The following is a 15,761-nucleotide window of genomic DNA, read 5'->3' on the forward strand; positions in this document are numbered from 1 at the left end:
GGTCGTTACTGGGATCGAACCAGTGACCCCCTCCTTGTAAGGGAGGTGCTCTCCCAGCTGAGCTAAACGACCTGGGAATTCTGTCTCCACCGAGTGGAGAAAATGGTGGGTCGTGCTGGATTCGAACCAGCGACCAATTGATTAAAAGTCAACTGCTCTACCGACTGAGCTAACGACCCTCACCACGACCAGTTCCGACTGCATTACTGCTTCGGCTCTGACGGCGGCCTATATTACGGATTTAAATTTCCGGTGCAACAGAAAATTCGTAATTTAAATCCGTTTGCTCACTGTGCGTACAAATGCAGGCTGTTTTTACAGTAGCGTTACGAAAACAGTGACATACAGCAATGTTACAGCTTGGCCAGACTCTGTTTGGCCAACTGGGCTGGCGAGGTGTTGGGATAGCCCTTGATCACCTGCTCATAGAAGGATTTGGCTTCCGCCTTCTTGCCATCCAGTTGCGCCAGCATACCCAACTTCAGCAGCGCATCGGCTCGCTTGGGGGATTTGCTGTATTTGTTGGCCACGGTCGAAAACTGGGCCGAGGCACCGGCTCTGTCACCCTTGTTGAACAGCAACTGGCCGAGCCAGTAGTGTGCATTGGGAACATAGCCCGAATTGGGGTACTGCTTGATGAAGCCCTGGAAAGCCGGAATCGCTTTGTCGTAGTTCTTCTCTTTGAGCACCATGTTGACCGCTGCGTCGTAGGCCTGGTTCTCATCCTGATTGGTTGAGTAATTGGCGGCAGCAGCCGGTGTAGCAGCAGGGGCCGGGGTGGCTGGAGCAGCTTGCTGGCTGCTGGCAACCTTGTCGAGCTCCTGGTAGAGCTGACGCTGGCGCTCTTGCGACTGTTCCATCTGGTAGGTCTGCTGCTCCAGCTGACCACGCAGCTCGGAAACCTCACCTTGCAGGGAGTCGACCTGTTGCTGCAATTCAGCTTGCAGTCGCAGACGGGCATTGAGGGTGCGCTCCAGCAGGGCAACCCGATCTTCCAGGCTACCGGTGGGCACGATGGCGCCGTTGTTGCCGCTAAGGACAACCCCACCACTTGAGTCACCGCCCAGATCGCTGACCGGTGCCGCAGCTTGCGCATTCAGAACAACCATTACGGCCAGCGCAACGACAGCTTGCTTGTACACAGATTTCATTCGGATCAAACCTTAGCGTTTAGTACAGATAAAACGGCCAGCGCCATCGTCGCTCGCATATACAGATTTCATTCGGATCAAACCTTGGCGTTTAGTGCAAATAAAACGGCCATCGAAATGGCCGCTTGCATATAAACGAACTTCGTTCGGTTTAAACCTTAGTAAACCAGAACCGCGCGGCGGTTTTTGGCAAAGGCATCCTCGGTGTGAGACAGATCCAGCGGCTTCTCTTCGCCATAGCTGACGATGGAGAGCTGCTCGGCCTGCACACCCAGGGTTTGCAGATACTTGGCAACAGCCTTGGCACGACGCTCGCCCAGAGCAATGTTGTACTCGGGAGTACCGCGCTCATCGGCGTGACCTTCGATCAGGACTTTCACGCTCGGGCGCTCGCGCAGGTAGCTGGCGTGGGCATCCAGCAGATCAGCGTACTGACCCTGGATATCGTAACCGTCGAACGGGAAGTAGATCACGTTGTCACGCTGCAGTGCTTCGAACTTCTGACGCATCTGCTCTTCCGGGGACAACATGCCGTTGGCGCCGCCGGTTTGTACACCGCCCATGCCGTCGGTCATACCTGATTCAGCGCCAGCGGCGTCGGAATCAGAAGAAGAACTACAAGCGGCCAGGGTGAACAGTGGCAGTGCGATGGCCAAACCCTTGAGCAGTTTATTGAGTTGCATGCTATTTCCTTAAACCTTTATAACAAAACAAAAAACAATTGGATTTTTATCAATTCAAGAAGGGCGACCAAGCTGGTGCACGAATTTCACCGCTACTGGTCGGAAGCACAGCCTTGAAGCGACCATCAGTCGACACCAACGCAAGACTCTTACGACCCTGATAGATGGTGGCATAAATGATCATGCTGCCATTGGGAGCCACACTTGGCGACTCATCCAGAGCACTCTGGGTCAGGACCAGCAGGGCATTGTTTTCCATGTCCTGACGGGCAATACGATACTGTCCCTGAACACGGGTCACCATCACCATGATTTTGCCATCAGGAGTGATGGATGCCCCCTGGTTGGATTCACCTTCCCAAGTCATCCGGCGAGTCATACCAGTCGCCAAATTTACGCTATAAATCTGGGGTTTGCCACCACGTTCAGAGGTGAACAACAAATTTTGCCCGTCCGGCATCCAGGAGGGCTCGGTGTCGATCACGCGGCTGGTAGTGACGCGGGTAAGCTGCTTGCTAGCCACATCAACCACATAGAGGTTGGGTGAACCATCTTTGGAGAGAACGATAGCCAGACGACGACCATCAGGAGACCACTCAGGGGCCCCGTTAATGCCACGGAAACTGGTGATCAGGCTGCGCTGCTGGGTGTAGATATCCTGCACATAGATTTCGGACTTCTGGTTCTCGAAGCTCACGTAGGCCAGCTTGCTGCCATCCGGTGACCAGGAGGGAGACATCAACGGCTCGCGAGAGCGCAGCAGAGTCTTCTCGTTGTAACCGTCGTAGTCAGAAATGCGCAGCTGGTACGGGAACTGGGTACCCTGCTGTACGGAGACGTAAGCCAGACGGGTCAGGAAGGCACCGCGCTCGCCAGTCAGACGCTCATAGACGATGTCGGAAATACGGTGGGCAAACTGGCGCATCTGGGCACCCGGGATGGTCGCCATACGGCTATCCAGGATGTAACCGTTCGCCTCGCCGCCTTGTGCCTTGGCCAGCTGACCCTTCAGCACATCGACCAGCTCGAAGTTGACCTTGTAGGTGCCGTCACCCACCGCCGAGATGGAACCGACGACTACGGCCTCAACCCCTTGAGCGGCCCAGGGTGCGAAGTTGATCTCGCTGCTGCTGCTCGGAGTCTGCGGCATCTGGCCACGGGCCAGCGGCTTGAATTTGCCACTGCGCATCAGGTCGTTGGAGACCACTTCCGCGATGTCCTGCGGCAACTGCCCGTTGCCTTCCCACTTGAAGGGGGCGACGGCGATGGGGCGTGCGCTATCAATACCGCCGGTGATGACGATGTCCAGGGCCGCCTGGGCACTCTGGCCCAGCAACAAACAGCCAACCAAAGCAAAAAATACTTTTCTGATCATGGCTTAAATACTCGGTTCCAATAAAGATGAGAGGTTAAATTCCTTTCTCGGCGAGAGGTTGCCAACCGGAGGCAAGCAACCTCGTTTTATCACGCTTAGATACTCGGTTCTAACTTCAGGTTAAATTCCTTCAACATCTCGAATGCCGCAGGATCCTTGGGCACTGGCAGTTGATTGGCTTTCAAGACAGCCGCCTTACCCGAACGACAGACCGCCGGGTCACCCTGGCCGTTATCTACCGATATGACAAAGCCACTGCTCGCAAGACGTACGCCGATAGTACATGTTTTGCCCCGCATGGTGGGATCCAAAATCATATACCGCTCAACAGTGGCCTTGATGAGCGCCGCATACTTGTCGACCTCACCTTGTGCCGCTGCAGAGGCAGCCTGGCTGCGGGCATTGGCTTCAGCCGCCAGCTGCTGCTGCATCATGGCTTCCATCTCTTTTTGCAGTCTGGCCTCCTCGGCCGCTTTGCGTTTGCGTTCTGCCGCGATCTTGGCCTGCTTCTCGGCTTCAGCCTTGGCTTTCTTCTCTGCGTCAGCTTTTGCCTTTTTGGCTGCCTCTTCCTTGGCCTTCTTCTCAGCCTCGGCTTTGGCTTTTTTCTCAGCCTCTGCCTTGGCTTTCTTCTCTGCCTCAGCCTTGGCCTTCTTGTCAGCTTCCGCTTTCTTGGCTTTGGCCTCCTCGGCTTTAGCCTTCTCTTCCGCCTGTTTTTTCTCGAGCTCTTTCTTTTTCTTCAGCGCCAGTGCCTTGGCCTCTTCAGCAGCCTTGCGCTCGGCTTCCGCCTTCTTGGCCTTCTGCTCTTCCAGCTTGCGGGCCTCCTCGGCTTTCTGCGCCTTCTCTTCCGCCCGCTTCTGCTCGGCAACTTTTTTCTGCTTCTCAGCCTCGGCCTTGCGGGTCGCCTCTTCTGCTTCTTTCCGCTTGGCCTCGGCAATACGCAGCCGTTCCTGCTGCTGGGCTAGTTCGCGTTTGGCAAGATCCGTATCTTCCTTATCCTTCTCTTTCTCTACCTTCTGCGGCTTGGGCTGAGCTTTCTGCTGCTGGATCTGCTTGGCCTGCTCGTTGAGGAAGTTCTCATCAAGCATGACGGCATTGACGATCTGCCCCTTCGATTCGGGTCGTTTCGGTTTGCTGAAATCGAGCCCGACAAACAGGATGATGCCGATGATCAGGTGCAGCAGAAACGACGCGATGAGATAACCGGAAATACCACGCTTCACATCCATCTCCGTTAGTTCACCGGATCTGTCATCAGGCCAACCTGAGGCACACCCGCATTCTTGAGGGCCACCATCAACAGGATCACCTCTTCGTAGCGCACGGCCTTGTCACCCGCGACCACCACGGGGGCATTCTGGTTGATCGCCAGATAGCCCATGGCTTTTTCGGTGATGTATTGCTGCATCGCCTCTGGCGTGCCACTTGGCACCGGCTCGTCATCGGCTTCGCCAGCCTTGATGACATACTCGCCTTCGGTATTGACGCTTACGATGAAGGGCGGCTTGGCATCTTCCGGCAACTGCTCGGACTCAGCCTGCGGCAGATCCACCTTGACCCCTTGCGTGATCACCGGCGTGACCGCCATAAAGATGATAAGCAGCACCAGCATGACGTCGATATAGGGAACCACGTTGATCTCGGCCACCTTCTTGCGCCGGATCCGCTGATAGGTTTGCATTACTGATCACCCTGCTGCTGAGCAATTTGACGGTTCAGAATGGTGGTGAACTCGTCCATGAAGTTGGCGTAGGCGTTCTCCAGCCGCTCGACCTTGTTGGAGAAGCGGTTGTAGAAGATTACCGCCGGGATAGCGGCAAACAGACCCATGGCGGTCGCAATCAGCGCTTCCGCGATACCCGGTGCCACCATCTGCAGGGTGGCCTGCTGCACCTGACCCAGGGCGATAAAGGCGTTCATGATCCCCCATACGGTACCGAACAGACCGATGTAGGGGCTGATGGAGCCGATGGTCGCCAGCACCGGCAGGTTGGATTCCAGATCATCCACCGCACGGGAGAGGGAGACGCGCATGGCACGGTAGGTACCATCCATCACCGCATCCTGACCACGGGCCCCGGCCTTGAGCAGGCGGGCATACTCCTTGAAGCCGGAGTAGAAGATATCTTCCATGCCTTCGATATCATCGCGGCGGGAAGAGGACTCCTGATAGAGGCGATTGAGATCGACCCCTGACCAGAAGCGATCTTCAAACTGTTCCGATGCGAGATTGGCCGCCTTGATCGCCTTGGAACGCTGGATAATCAGCGCCCAGGAGACAATAGACATGCTCATCAGGGTGATCATGACCAGTTTTACCAACAGGCTGGCTTGCCAAAACAGGCCAATAAACGAAATTTCAGCGTGCACTTAACAGCACTCCCTTGATTTTTTCAGGTATAGCTACAGGTTTCATTTGCGGATGACTTACACAGGCTATCTGTACCAAAGCCTGGGTGACGAGTCGTCCATCAGCCGCCAGGATCTGCTGCGAAAAACGCAGGGATGCGCGTTTCACTTCAATCACTTGCGTTAATACATTCAATAGTTCATTAAAACGGGCCGCCGAGCGGAAATCGATCTCAGTTCGGCTCACCACGAAGGCATATCCCTCCTGCAGCCAGACGTCCTGTTCGACCCCTTTGGCACGAAGAAACTCGGTGCGAGCACGTTCCATAAACTTGAGATAATTGGCGTTGTAGACGATGCCCCCGGCATCGGTGTCTTCGTAGTAGACACGTACCGGAAACTCAAAGACTTCCCCCATAACAATCTGTGATCCATTCGACAGTCAGATGGGGGGCTATCATAGCGCAGGGCTGAATAGGAAAGAAGCAGGGGGAGACAGGGAAATCCTGCCTCCCCCCGTTTTTTATGAAAGGAAATATGAATGTGTCAGCCAGAGGCCATACAACAAACTGGGCCAGGCGAGCCAGGGGTTGAACAGCACACGTCCGGGCAGGCTTTTCAGATGAAAGCCAAGCCCGTTAAGTACGCCACAACAGACGGCCCACATCAGCCAGGGAGCAAGCCAGAGACCATGCTCGCTGGTGTTGGCCGCGATCAGATTGGGGGCCTGTAAAATAGCGACGGCCAACAAGGCCGCCGCGAGTAACATCAACCCCTGCCACGGCTGCCGCTCCAGTGGAGCGGCCAGCCTGGCGAGTCGATCACTTGTTTTCATCGATCTGACGATCCATGTTCTCGGTGTGTTCCAGCCACAGCGCATTGATGATGCCAAATGCACAGGCCAGCAACAGCCCCAGGATCCAGGTGAAATACCACATTGTCAGCGCACCTCTTAATAGAGAGATTGTTGGTTATCTTCGATGTGCTTGTTGGTTACCCGGCCAAACATCTTGATGTAAGTCCAGATGGTGTAACCCAGCACAATCGGTACGAAGATCGCTGCAGCCACAGTCATCACCTGCAAGGTGTTGAAAGAGGCGGTAGCATCCCACATGGTCAGGCTCAGTGACGGCTCAAGGCTTGAGGGCATCACGAACGGGAACATGGAGAAACCGGCAGTGAGGATGACCCCGGCAATCGCCAGCGAGGAGCTGGTAAACGCCAGCCAGCCGATGTTCATGCGGGCAAACAGCGCAGTCAGCAGGCTCATGGCCAGACCCAGTACAGGGGCAGCCACCATCCACGGATAGAGGGTGTAGTTGTTCATCCAGGCACCAGCCTGCAGGACAACTTCCTTGTTCATCGGGTTGGATACTGCGTCAGTCGCGGCAGCCTTGACGATGACATACCCTTCCATACCGCTTACCCACCAACCCGCGGCAGCAAACAGCACCAGGGTCAGCAGTGAGCAGATCATGGCGGCAGTACGGGAACGTGCCAGCACTTCCCCGTCGGTCTTCATCATCAACCAGGTTGCGCCCTGGGTGAGCAGCATGAACAGGCTCACCAGACCAGCCAGAATGCCGAACGGGTTAAGCAGGCCGAAGAAGTTGCCGTGATAGGTCAACATCATGAACTGGTTAAACTCGAACGGAACGCCTTGCAGCAGGTTGCCAAAGGCCACACCAAAGACGATGGGCGGTACGGCGCTACCGGCGAACAAGGCCCAGTCCCAGTTGCTGCGCCATTTTGCATCAGCACGCAGCGAGCGGTACTTGAAACCGACCGGACGCAGGAACAGCGCCATCAAGGTCAGGATCATGGCGATGTAGAAGCCGGAGAAGGTCGCGGCATACACCATCGGCCAGGCGGCGAACAAGGCGCCACCGGCAGTGACCAGCCAAACCTGGTTACCTTCCCAGTGCGGCCCCATGGTGTTGAGCATCACGCGGCGCTCGACATCTTTCTTGCCGACGAACGGGAGCAGTGCGCCTACCCCCATGTCGAAGCCGTCAGTGATGGCAAAACCGATCAGCAGTACGCCGACCAGAGCCCACCAGATGACACGCAGAGTTTCGTAATCAAACATGGTCGCTCTCCTTATGCCTTGATCTGTTCAAAGTGATACTTGCCAGTCTTCAGGCTGCTGGGGCCAAGACGGGCATACTTGAACATCAGGTACATCTCGATAACCAGAAGTACGGTATAGAACAGGCAGATACCGATCAGAGAGAACCAGATCTCGGCTGCAGGCAAATTGGATGCAGAGAGGGAAGTCGGCAACACCTCTGCAATGGTCCACGGTTGGCGACCATATTCAGCCACAAACCAGCCTGCTTCGATGGCGATCCACGGCAGCGGGATACCCCACAGCAGACCCTTGAGCAGCCACTTGCGCTTGCCGATCTGGTGGCGGGCACTGTCATAGAAGGCCATACCAATCAGCACCAGCATCAGCATGCCGACGGCAACCATGATACGGAAGGCGAAGAACAGCGGCAGAACCTGCGGGATGGAGTCATCCACTGCGGCCTTTATCTGCTCGTCGGTAGCATCGGTCACGTTGCTGGTGTAGCGCTTGAGCAGCAGACCGTAGCCCAGATCCTGCTTCACTTCGTCGAAGCGAGCGCGGGTCTCGTCAGACTTGTCACCGGATTGCAGCTTGGTCAGCAGGTCGTAAGCGGTCATACCGTTACGAACGCGCAGTTCGTGCTCGCTCTTCAGATCCTTCAGACCGGTTACCTGACCGTCCAGAGAACGGGTCGCGATAATGCCCAGCGCATAGGGGATCTTGATGGCGTAGTCGGTGCGCATCTCTTCCTGATTCGGAATACCGAACAGGGTAAAGGCGGCCGGAGCAGGTTCAGTTTCCCACTCAGCTTCGATAGCGGCCAGTTTCACCTTCTGCACTTCACCGGTCTCGTAACCGGATTCGTCACCGAGGATCAGCACGGACACGATGGAAGCCATACCGAACGCAGCGGCAATGGCGAAGGAGCGACGGGCAAACGCCACATCACGATTCTTCAACAGGTAGTAGGAGGAGATACCCAGCACAAACATGGCGCCACAGGTATAACCAGCCGCCACAGTGTGAACGAACTTGACCTGAGCAACAGGGTTGAGCACCACGTCAGCGAAGCTCATCATCTCCATCCGCATGGATTCGAAGTTGAACTCTGCCCCGACCGGGTTCTGCATCCAGCCGTTGGCGACCAGGATCCAGAGGGCGGAGAGGTTGGTACCCAGCGCCATCAACCAGGTGGCAGCCAGATGCTGATGCTTACTCAGACGATCCCAACCAAAGAAGAACATACCGACGAAGGTGGACTCCAGGAAGAAGGCCATCAGCCCTTCGATAGCCAGCGGGGCCCCGAAGATATCGCCGACATAATGGGAGTAGTACGCCCAGTTCGTCCCGAACTGGAACTCCATGGCCAGACCTGTGGTGACCCCCAGGGCAAAGTTGATACCAAACAACTTACCCCAGAATTTGGTCATGTCCCGGTAGATGGTGTTGTTGGTCATCACATAGACGGATTCCATGATCGCCAGGAGAAAGGCCATTCCCAGCGTCAGGGGTACAAACAAAAAGTGATAAAGGGCCGTCGCAGCGAACTGGAACCGCGATAGGTCTACCACATGCTCAGCAATCATGATGTTTCCTCACCGATTATTGGCACGGCTATTTTAAGTTTTAAGCACAAAGCTTCCGTTGGGGGTTATCGAATGGGCCCCGTTGAGACGCATCACAACAAAACACTTTCAGTAACCACCAATATTAACAACAAGGCAACGCGAAAACACAAACAAAGCTAATGTTTAACAATTAAAAAACAATAAGCTTCAATTTATTCTCGCTCATTATGACCGGGTTTTTATATCACCTTTATTTGATTGAAATCAATGTAAAAGGACCCGCCATACATGGCTTTCAAAGCCATGTTTAATCTATTTCACGATTATTGAAGCGAGCCAGATCACAAAAGATGACAATGCGTAAAATATTGATTTAAATCAATTTAAGAATTTAACATCCGGCCACCCCATTTAATTTGAAAAATGTCGATGACGCGCCTTTTTCCATGTTATCCAGGTCAGGCGAACTGATTCGAAAACTCAATTTAAAACTACAAACAATGCATACTCATGCGAACCAATTTCATCAATCACTACATTAGATAAACTAATTTGAAGGTTGCAATTTTTCTTGTTTGCCCGGGCCGATACGAGCTCCTACAATGCGCCTCGCAGTGAGGGCATACCCTTGGATACAGGCCGGTTAATCAGGGTTCACGGTACGTATTCGACCATCAATTTGAACCTGTCTATTGGAATCGAAGATGAAAAAGTTTGTTGCTAAAACCATCCGTTACTACAAGCTTTCCTTTGTTCAGCTCTATCAACTGAACCGACTCTGAGAGCTCGCGACGGCTCACCTGTTTATTTTCCGGTCTGTGTCCAGACGCACTCACTGTCTGTGAACATCCATCCTGAATTGTCTTTGCCCACCGCATCAGCCGTGGGCTTTTTTTTTGCCCGAATAACAAAAAACCGCCTTTGACGGCGGTTTTTTGTTCAAACGACTGTTTTTACTTCTCATCTGGTCGCTGAAGACCGAAATGAGCATATGCTCGTGTGGTCGCAATCCGTCCTCTGGGTGTACGTTGCAGATACCCTTGCTGGATCAGATAAGGCTCAAGCACATCTTCGATAGTATCTTTCTCTTCCCCGATCGCGGCGGCCAGATTATCGAGACCCACCGGCCCCCCCATAAACTTGTCTATGACAGCCAACAATAACTTGCGGTCCATGAAGTCAAAACCTTCGTTATCGACATCCAGCATGTCCATGGCGCGGGCCGCGATGGGGCCATCGATCCGGCCATCGGATTTGACCTGGGCGAAGTCACGCACTCGTCTTAACAAACGGTTAGCAATCCGCGGCGTACCGCGAGAGCGACGGGCGACCTCAATGGCACCATCTTCCGTCATGTCGAGCCCCAGACAACGGGCACTGCGGGAGACGATATCGGTCAGGTCCTTGACGTTGTAAAACTCCAGCCGCTGGACGATGCCGAAGCGATCCCGCAGCGGGCTGGTGAGTGAACCGGCCCGGGTGGTAGCGCCAATCAGGGTAAAGGGAGGCAGATCCAGCTTGATGGAGCGAGCCGCTGGTCCCTCCCCGATCATGATGTCGAGCTGGTAATCCTCCATCGCCGGATAGAGCACCTCTTCCACCACCGGGCTGAGACGGTGGATCTCGTCGATGAACAACACATCGTTCGGTTCAAGGTTGGTGAGCAGCGCCGCCAGATCCCCCGCTTTCTCCAGCACCGGGCCGGAGGTGGTCTTGATATTGACACCCATCTCGTTGGCGACGATGTTGGCGAGGGTGGTCTTACCCAAGCCCGGCGGACCGAAGATCAGCAGGTGATCGAGCGCTTCACCCCGCTGACGGGCCGCTTCGATAAAGATCTCCATCTGCTCGCAGACGGTATCCTGACCGGTGTAATCAGCCAGCTTCTTGGGGCGGATAGCCCGGTCAATAATGTCATCCTCACGGGCGGCACTGGCCGAAATGAGGCGGTCTGCTTCAATCATCAACTACCTCATACCAGGCTACGCAGGGATTCACGGATGATATCTTCCACCGACATCCCCTCTTTGGCGATCTTGCTGACAATCTGGCTCGCCTGCTGCGGCTTGTAACCGAGGGCCACCAGCGCACTGGCCGCCTCTTCGGTCACATCCGGTGCCCGCAATTCTGGCTCACTGGCTGGCAGGGTGACCATGGCCGGGGAGAAGAGGTCGTGACTGACCCAGCCCTTGAGGCGATCCTTCATCTCCACCACCAGACGCTCGGCGGTCTTCTTGCCGACTCCCGGCAGTTTGACCAAAGAGCTTATCTCTTCACGTTCGACACTCAGCACGAATTGGGTAGCTGTCATGCCGGAGAGAATAGCCAGCGCCAGCTTGGGGCCGACTCCGTTGGTCTTGATCAGCTCGCGGAACAGCGCCCGCTCCTGTTTGTGGTTAAAACCATAGAGCAACTGGGCATCTTCCCGCACCACGAAGTGAGTGTGGATGGTCGCCTCCTTGCCGATCTCCGGCAAATCATAGAAGCAGCTCATCGGCATATGAACCTCGTAACCAACCCCGCCTACTTCCAGCAAGACCTCGGGGGGCTGCTTCTCAATGACAATGCCTCTCAAGCGACCAATCACGGCTCTCTCCTCACCAATACAGCTATTCGCAAATTGGCTCATAGCATAAAGAATAACTGGATAAGTATCCAGCATAGGGCAGCAACCCTCTGGTATCCGGAGAAGCTTTTTCGCAAATTGGCCACCATGCTTGATCTGGTTCAGCCTGCGTGTACGGGATGTTTCTGCACCGTACCGGACTCCGACTGGGCATGAGCCACTACACTAAATCCGTTCGGAACCGAAATTGATGCCAATGCAGATACCAAGGAAGGCCATCATATGAAAATTGTTACCACCGCCAATCTGGGTCTTGCCATCTTGCTCGGCTGCACGCTGGGGATGGGGGTCGTGGGCTGGTATGGCAGCCAGCGGCTGGCCGGCCTGCTCACCTATGTGTTGGGAAGCGCCTGGCAGACCGCCGATGGCGCCATGGAAGGCTCCATCGAACTGGGCAATCAACAGTTACAGATTCAGAAGATGCAAAACGGCACCCCGCTCAATCGCACCGAGCTTGATGCCGCCAAGGCGGCGACCGATGATGCGCTGGCCCGGGTCAGCCAGGGTCAGCTCATTGATGGCGCAGTCCTGGCCACTATGGAGCAGCAGAAGCTGGCCTATCAACAACAACAAGAGAAGCTGTTGACGCTCTATCACGCCTATACCGAGGTGGATCAGGCCCTGCATCACAACGCCGAGCTGATGGCACGACTCTCGACCCAGCTGGAGGTGATTGGCGATGGGGCGGTAGAGGTGCTGACCCAGGCCCCCGACCAGACCATCAGCTGGAACAGCGGCCTCTCCACCCGCTGGGAAGCGGCCGACGGGGGAATGGAGTCCAATATCGGCTTTTTGCGCCAGCTCTATGCGCTGGAGAAGATGCGCAGACAAGGGGTAACGGAGGCGATCAAGGTCGAGCTGAAAGAGGCGACCGATTTCTATCACGAAGCGATCGACAGCATGCTCGGTACCGGGCTGTTCGATATCGAGGGAACCGGCAAATTTGCCGGCAAGCCGCTGGCGACACAGTATCGCACCCTGTTGGCCCGACATCAGCAGCTGATGGGGCAGTGGATCGAGGCGCTCGGCAGCTATCAGGCCCAGCAGGCTCTCTATGAGGCCAGTGCCGACCAGCTACAGCAACAACTGGTTGCCATCGAGGCGAGCGGTGATGCCACCGTCGAGGATCAGGTAGTCCAGCTCAACGGCATCATCAGCCAAACCCGCACCCTGCTGCTGGGCGGCCTGTTGCTTAGCCTGATCATGGTCACCCTCTGTGGCTTCTGGCTGACCCGCAAGCTGGTCACCCCGCTGCTGCAAGTGGACAAACGGATGCAGGATATCGCCGCCGGCGAGGGGGATCTCAACGCCCGCATCAACCTGCTGCGGGATGACGAGATAGGCTCGCTGGCCAACAGCGTGGATCGCTTCATCGAGAAATTGCAGAAGATGATCAGCTCCACCATGGACAACAACCGGCACATCAGCGAACACGTTCACACCTCGGTCAACCGGGTGGAGGCGATCAGCCAGAGCAGCCGCCAGACCGCCGAACATGCGCTGGCCCTGCATCAGGACAGTGAACAAATGGTACAAGTCGCTACCGGTATTTCTGACAACTGCAGCATGGCGGCCCACAATGCCAACGAGGTGCGCCAGCTAACCACCGAAAGTAGCCAATATGTCGCCTCTGCCAGTGCGGGCATGCAGCGGGTGGTGCAGGAGGTGGGCGAGTGCGCCATCGCCATCAACGCCCTCAAGGAGCAGGCGGGCCAGATCGGCCAGATCATCTCCACCATCAGCGAAATCTCGGAGCAGACCAACCTGCTGGCCCTCAATGCGGCTATCGAAGCAGCCCGCGCGGGGGAGATGGGACGTGGCTTTGCTGTGGTCGCGGACGAGGTGCGCACCCTGGCCAATCGCACGGCGATATCAAGCGCCGAGATCAGCCAGGTGATCAGCAGCATCCAGCAGCAGACCGAGAGCGCCTACCTGATGATGCAGCGCAACCTCAAGACGGTGGAGTCCGGCATGCAAGACTCCGAGAACACCAAGCAGATCCTGTTCAAGGTGGAAGGCGCCATCGACCAGCTGGCCGACATGGTGCAGCAGGTGGCCGTAGCCACAGGTCAACTGTCACACACCCTGAGCCACTCCTCTGACAAGGTCTCCGGCATCAGTCTGCAAGCCAGAACCGGCGAACAGGAGGCGCAGGAGTGCCTGCAGCTCGCCTCCTCGCTCCATCAAGCCAGCCTGCTGCAACAGCGCCTGCTCTCCCAGTTCCGAGTCTGACCCCCTCCAATAGCGAAGATGCCACTCCCTGCGAGTGGCATCTTTTTGTTACCGGTCGCTCATTCCTGCCGCCTTAACTTCCTCAACTTCCTATGGCCAGTTGAATAGCCAGACTCAGCATGATGATGCCGACCAGCAGATCGATCCCCCGCTGCACCCCTCCTCGCGCTAGCCAGGGCGCCAATGCGGCCGCTCCCAGCGCAAGCGAGTAAAACCACACCAGCGAGGCCAGCATGGCCCCCGCAGCAAAGGCCGGACGCAGGGACTCGCTCACCTGACTGCCAAGGGAGCCGAGCAGCATCAGGGTATCGAGATAGACATGGGGATTGAGCAGGGTGACCCCTAGCGTCATGGCCAGTACGCTTCTGGCTCTCATCCGTTGCGAAGAGTCGGCCAGTCCGCCCTCCTGTCCATGCCAGGCGCTGCGCAGGGAGCGAACCCCAAACCAGCCGAGAAACAGCACGCCGCCCCAGGTAAGCAGCATCATGCCAATCGGGCTGGCAGCCAGCAGATTGGCTCCGCCAAATACCCCTATAGCGATCAGAATGAGGTCGCAGAAACTGCAGAGTGTGGCGCTCAGCAGATGGTGATTGCGATGGATGCCTCTGCTCAGCACAAAGGCATTCTGGGCGCCAATGGGGATGATCATGGCAAGACCTATGGTGAAGCCTTGCAGGGTCGTGGTCAGCAGCATGGAAAGTTCCGTTCGAAGTGATGAATGAACGGCACTATAGCGAGCCCTGTTCCCTCTTAGAAATTCATTGATTTACTGGTTCATTCATTTTGCTAATGATGAAGCTTTTCTATTCAATCCCTTGTCAATTACCGGATCTGACAATTGTGACCCTCATACAGCAGCAGGAGAATCTGTGGCATGTGAGACTCGGACTACTGCAACACTCGGGGAAAATTGGTGACCACCACCTGCTCCAGATTGGGCAACAGCAAGCCGGTCCCCACCCCCTTGGCAATGGCCTGGTAGCGGTTCATGGAGCCGGTTTTGCGGGTGACCTGATTGAGGTGGTAATTGACCGTGCGCTCCGTGATGCCGAGGATGCAGGCTATCTCGCAGGAGGTCTTTCCTTCGCTGGCCCAAAACAGACACTCGGTTTCGCGCTCGGTCAGGGGCTCTTTGCCCGCACTGTCCATCATGCTGAAACGCACCACCCGGATTGCGGCATCGAAGATGTAGTTCGACATCCATGAGAGGATCGGCGACGACTCCAGCAGCAGATCGCTCGAGGCCCGCTCGGACGTGATAAAGGAGAGGATCCCGTTCTCCCCGGCTGCACCGTGCAGGGGGAAGGAGATGCCATTGCGTAGCCCGAACTCGGCTGCCAGCCCCATCACATCCATGCTTCCCTCTTGCAGAAAACTGGCTCGCTCATCGAGGCGATTCCAGTAGATGGGCAGAGTCTGCTTGCGCGCCAGCTGGATCACCGGATCACATGCCAGCATGTTGTTTTCGGTGTAGGCCTGCACCCAGGAGTCAGGGCAGTGATTGAACAGCACCACCTTGGGTCTTTGCATCGACATCGGCAGGATCAGCGCGAAGCGGTAGTAGTCGTAGCCCATCCCGAGCGTGAAGTGACCGATCAGCTCGGCCAGACGGTTGCCATCCGTCACCGAAGTGAAATGTTCGAGATACTCAAGCAGTTGGTCTCTTTTCATATGAAAGCCCCCTTGGCCAGACATGTGATTATAACGGC

The 15,761-nt window shown here is 55.9% G+C and carries 16 protein-coding genes and 2 tRNA genes; 1 reads left to right on the top strand and 17 read right to left on the bottom strand.

The features are described 5' to 3' along the window. From G5380_RS12265 to ruvA, 15 genes are all read right to left on the bottom strand, one after another. A tRNA-Val gene (locus G5380_RS12265) sits at window positions 1–72 on the bottom strand. Between the two features lie 31 nt (window positions 73–103). Then, a tRNA-Lys gene (locus G5380_RS12270) sits at window positions 104–179 on the bottom strand. A gap of 174 nt (window positions 180–353) precedes the next feature. Then, entirely contained in the window at window positions 354–1,151 is a 798-nt protein-coding gene (gene ybgF / locus G5380_RS12275) for a tol-pal system protein YbgF (protein ID WP_216952058.1), read from the bottom strand. A 158-nt stretch (window positions 1,152–1,309) separates the two neighbouring features. After that, on the bottom strand, window positions 1,310–1,834 hold the full coding sequence (gene pal, locus G5380_RS12280) for a peptidoglycan-associated lipoprotein Pal (RefSeq protein ID WP_005313284.1): 525 nt from the start codon (window positions 1,832–1,834) through the stop codon (window positions 1,310–1,312). A gap of 49 nt (window positions 1,835–1,883) precedes the next feature. Beyond that, window positions 1,884–3,209, bottom strand: a complete 1,326-nt coding sequence (gene tolB, locus G5380_RS12285; RefSeq protein WP_216952059.1) for a Tol-Pal system beta propeller repeat protein TolB — start codon at window positions 3,207–3,209, stop codon at window positions 1,884–1,886. Window positions 3,210–3,304: 95 nt separating this feature from the next. Beyond that, the gene (gene tolA / locus G5380_RS12290) at window positions 3,305–4,435 is read right to left on the bottom strand and encodes a cell envelope integrity protein TolA (protein WP_216979490.1); all 1,131 of its coding nucleotides are present in this window, start codon (window positions 4,433–4,435) and stop codon (window positions 3,305–3,307) included. Window positions 4,436–4,440: 5 nt separating this feature from the next. Beyond that, entirely contained in the window at window positions 4,441–4,887 is a 447-nt protein-coding gene (gene tolR / locus G5380_RS12295) for a protein TolR (protein WP_005335733.1), read from the bottom strand. Further along, the gene (gene tolQ / locus G5380_RS12300; protein WP_216954450.1) at window positions 4,887–5,564 is read right to left on the bottom strand and encodes a protein TolQ; all 678 of its coding nucleotides are present in this window, start codon (window positions 5,562–5,564) and stop codon (window positions 4,887–4,889) included. The genes tolR and tolQ overlap by 1 nt, the downstream gene beginning before the upstream one ends. 1 nt (window position 5,565) lies before the next feature. Further along, entirely contained in the window at window positions 5,566–5,973 is a 408-nt protein-coding gene (gene ybgC / locus G5380_RS12305; RefSeq protein WP_005343212.1) for a tol-pal system-associated acyl-CoA thioesterase, read from the bottom strand. A 105-nt stretch (window positions 5,974–6,078) separates the two neighbouring features. Then, window positions 6,079–6,390, bottom strand: a complete 312-nt coding sequence (locus G5380_RS12310) for a cyd operon YbgE family protein (RefSeq protein WP_041202810.1) — start codon at window positions 6,388–6,390, stop codon at window positions 6,079–6,081. Then, a complete protein-coding gene (cydX, locus tag G5380_RS12315; RefSeq protein WP_005304933.1) occupies window positions 6,377–6,493 on the bottom strand; it encodes a cytochrome bd-I oxidase subunit CydX in 117 nt (38 codons plus the stop codon). Before cydX ends, G5380_RS12310 begins: the two co-directional genes overlap by 14 nt. Window positions 6,494–6,507: 14 nt before the next feature. After that, on the bottom strand, window positions 6,508–7,644 hold the full coding sequence (cydB, locus tag G5380_RS12320; RefSeq protein WP_005335741.1) for a cytochrome d ubiquinol oxidase subunit II: 1,137 nt from the start codon (window positions 7,642–7,644) through the stop codon (window positions 6,508–6,510). Between the two features lie 11 nt (window positions 7,645–7,655). After that, on the bottom strand, window positions 7,656–9,212 hold the full coding sequence (locus G5380_RS12325) for a cytochrome ubiquinol oxidase subunit I (protein WP_005335743.1): 1,557 nt from the start codon (window positions 9,210–9,212) through the stop codon (window positions 7,656–7,658). A 935-nt stretch (window positions 9,213–10,147) separates the two neighbouring features. Continuing rightward, a complete protein-coding gene (ruvB, locus tag G5380_RS12330; RefSeq protein WP_005335744.1) occupies window positions 10,148–11,158 on the bottom strand; it encodes a Holliday junction branch migration DNA helicase RuvB in 1,011 nt (336 codons plus the stop codon). An 8-nt stretch (window positions 11,159–11,166) separates the two neighbouring features. Beyond that, window positions 11,167–11,781: a Holliday junction branch migration protein RuvA gene (gene ruvA / locus G5380_RS12335; RefSeq protein WP_216952061.1), complete on the bottom strand. Its 615-nt coding sequence runs from the start codon at window positions 11,779–11,781 to the stop codon at window positions 11,167–11,169. Between the two features lie 261 nt (window positions 11,782–12,042). On the opposite strand from ruvA, the gene G5380_RS12340 reads away from it, so the two are divergent. Then, window positions 12,043–14,052, top strand: a complete 2,010-nt coding sequence (locus G5380_RS12340; RefSeq protein ID WP_421352784.1) for a methyl-accepting chemotaxis protein — start codon at window positions 12,043–12,045, stop codon at window positions 14,050–14,052. An 82-nt stretch (window positions 14,053–14,134) separates the two neighbouring features. Here the strand turns inward: G5380_RS12340 and lysE are convergent, their stop codons facing one another. Together lysE and G5380_RS12350 are read right to left on the bottom strand one after the other, a co-directional pair. After that, a complete protein-coding gene (gene lysE / locus G5380_RS12345) occupies window positions 14,135–14,746 on the bottom strand; it encodes an L-lysine exporter (RefSeq protein ID WP_421209378.1) in 612 nt (203 codons plus the stop codon). A gap of 194 nt (window positions 14,747–14,940) precedes the next feature. Next, complete coding sequence (locus G5380_RS12350) at window positions 14,941–15,723, bottom strand: LuxR family transcriptional regulator (protein ID WP_216952064.1); 783 nt, start codon at window positions 15,721–15,723, stop codon at window positions 14,941–14,943. Between the last annotated feature and the right edge of the window lie 38 nt (window positions 15,724–15,761).

The sequence above is a fragment of the Aeromonas sp. 604443 genome, assembly GCF_049170315.1.
Lineage (GTDB): Bacteria > Pseudomonadota > Gammaproteobacteria > Enterobacterales > Aeromonadaceae > Aeromonas > Aeromonas veronii_A.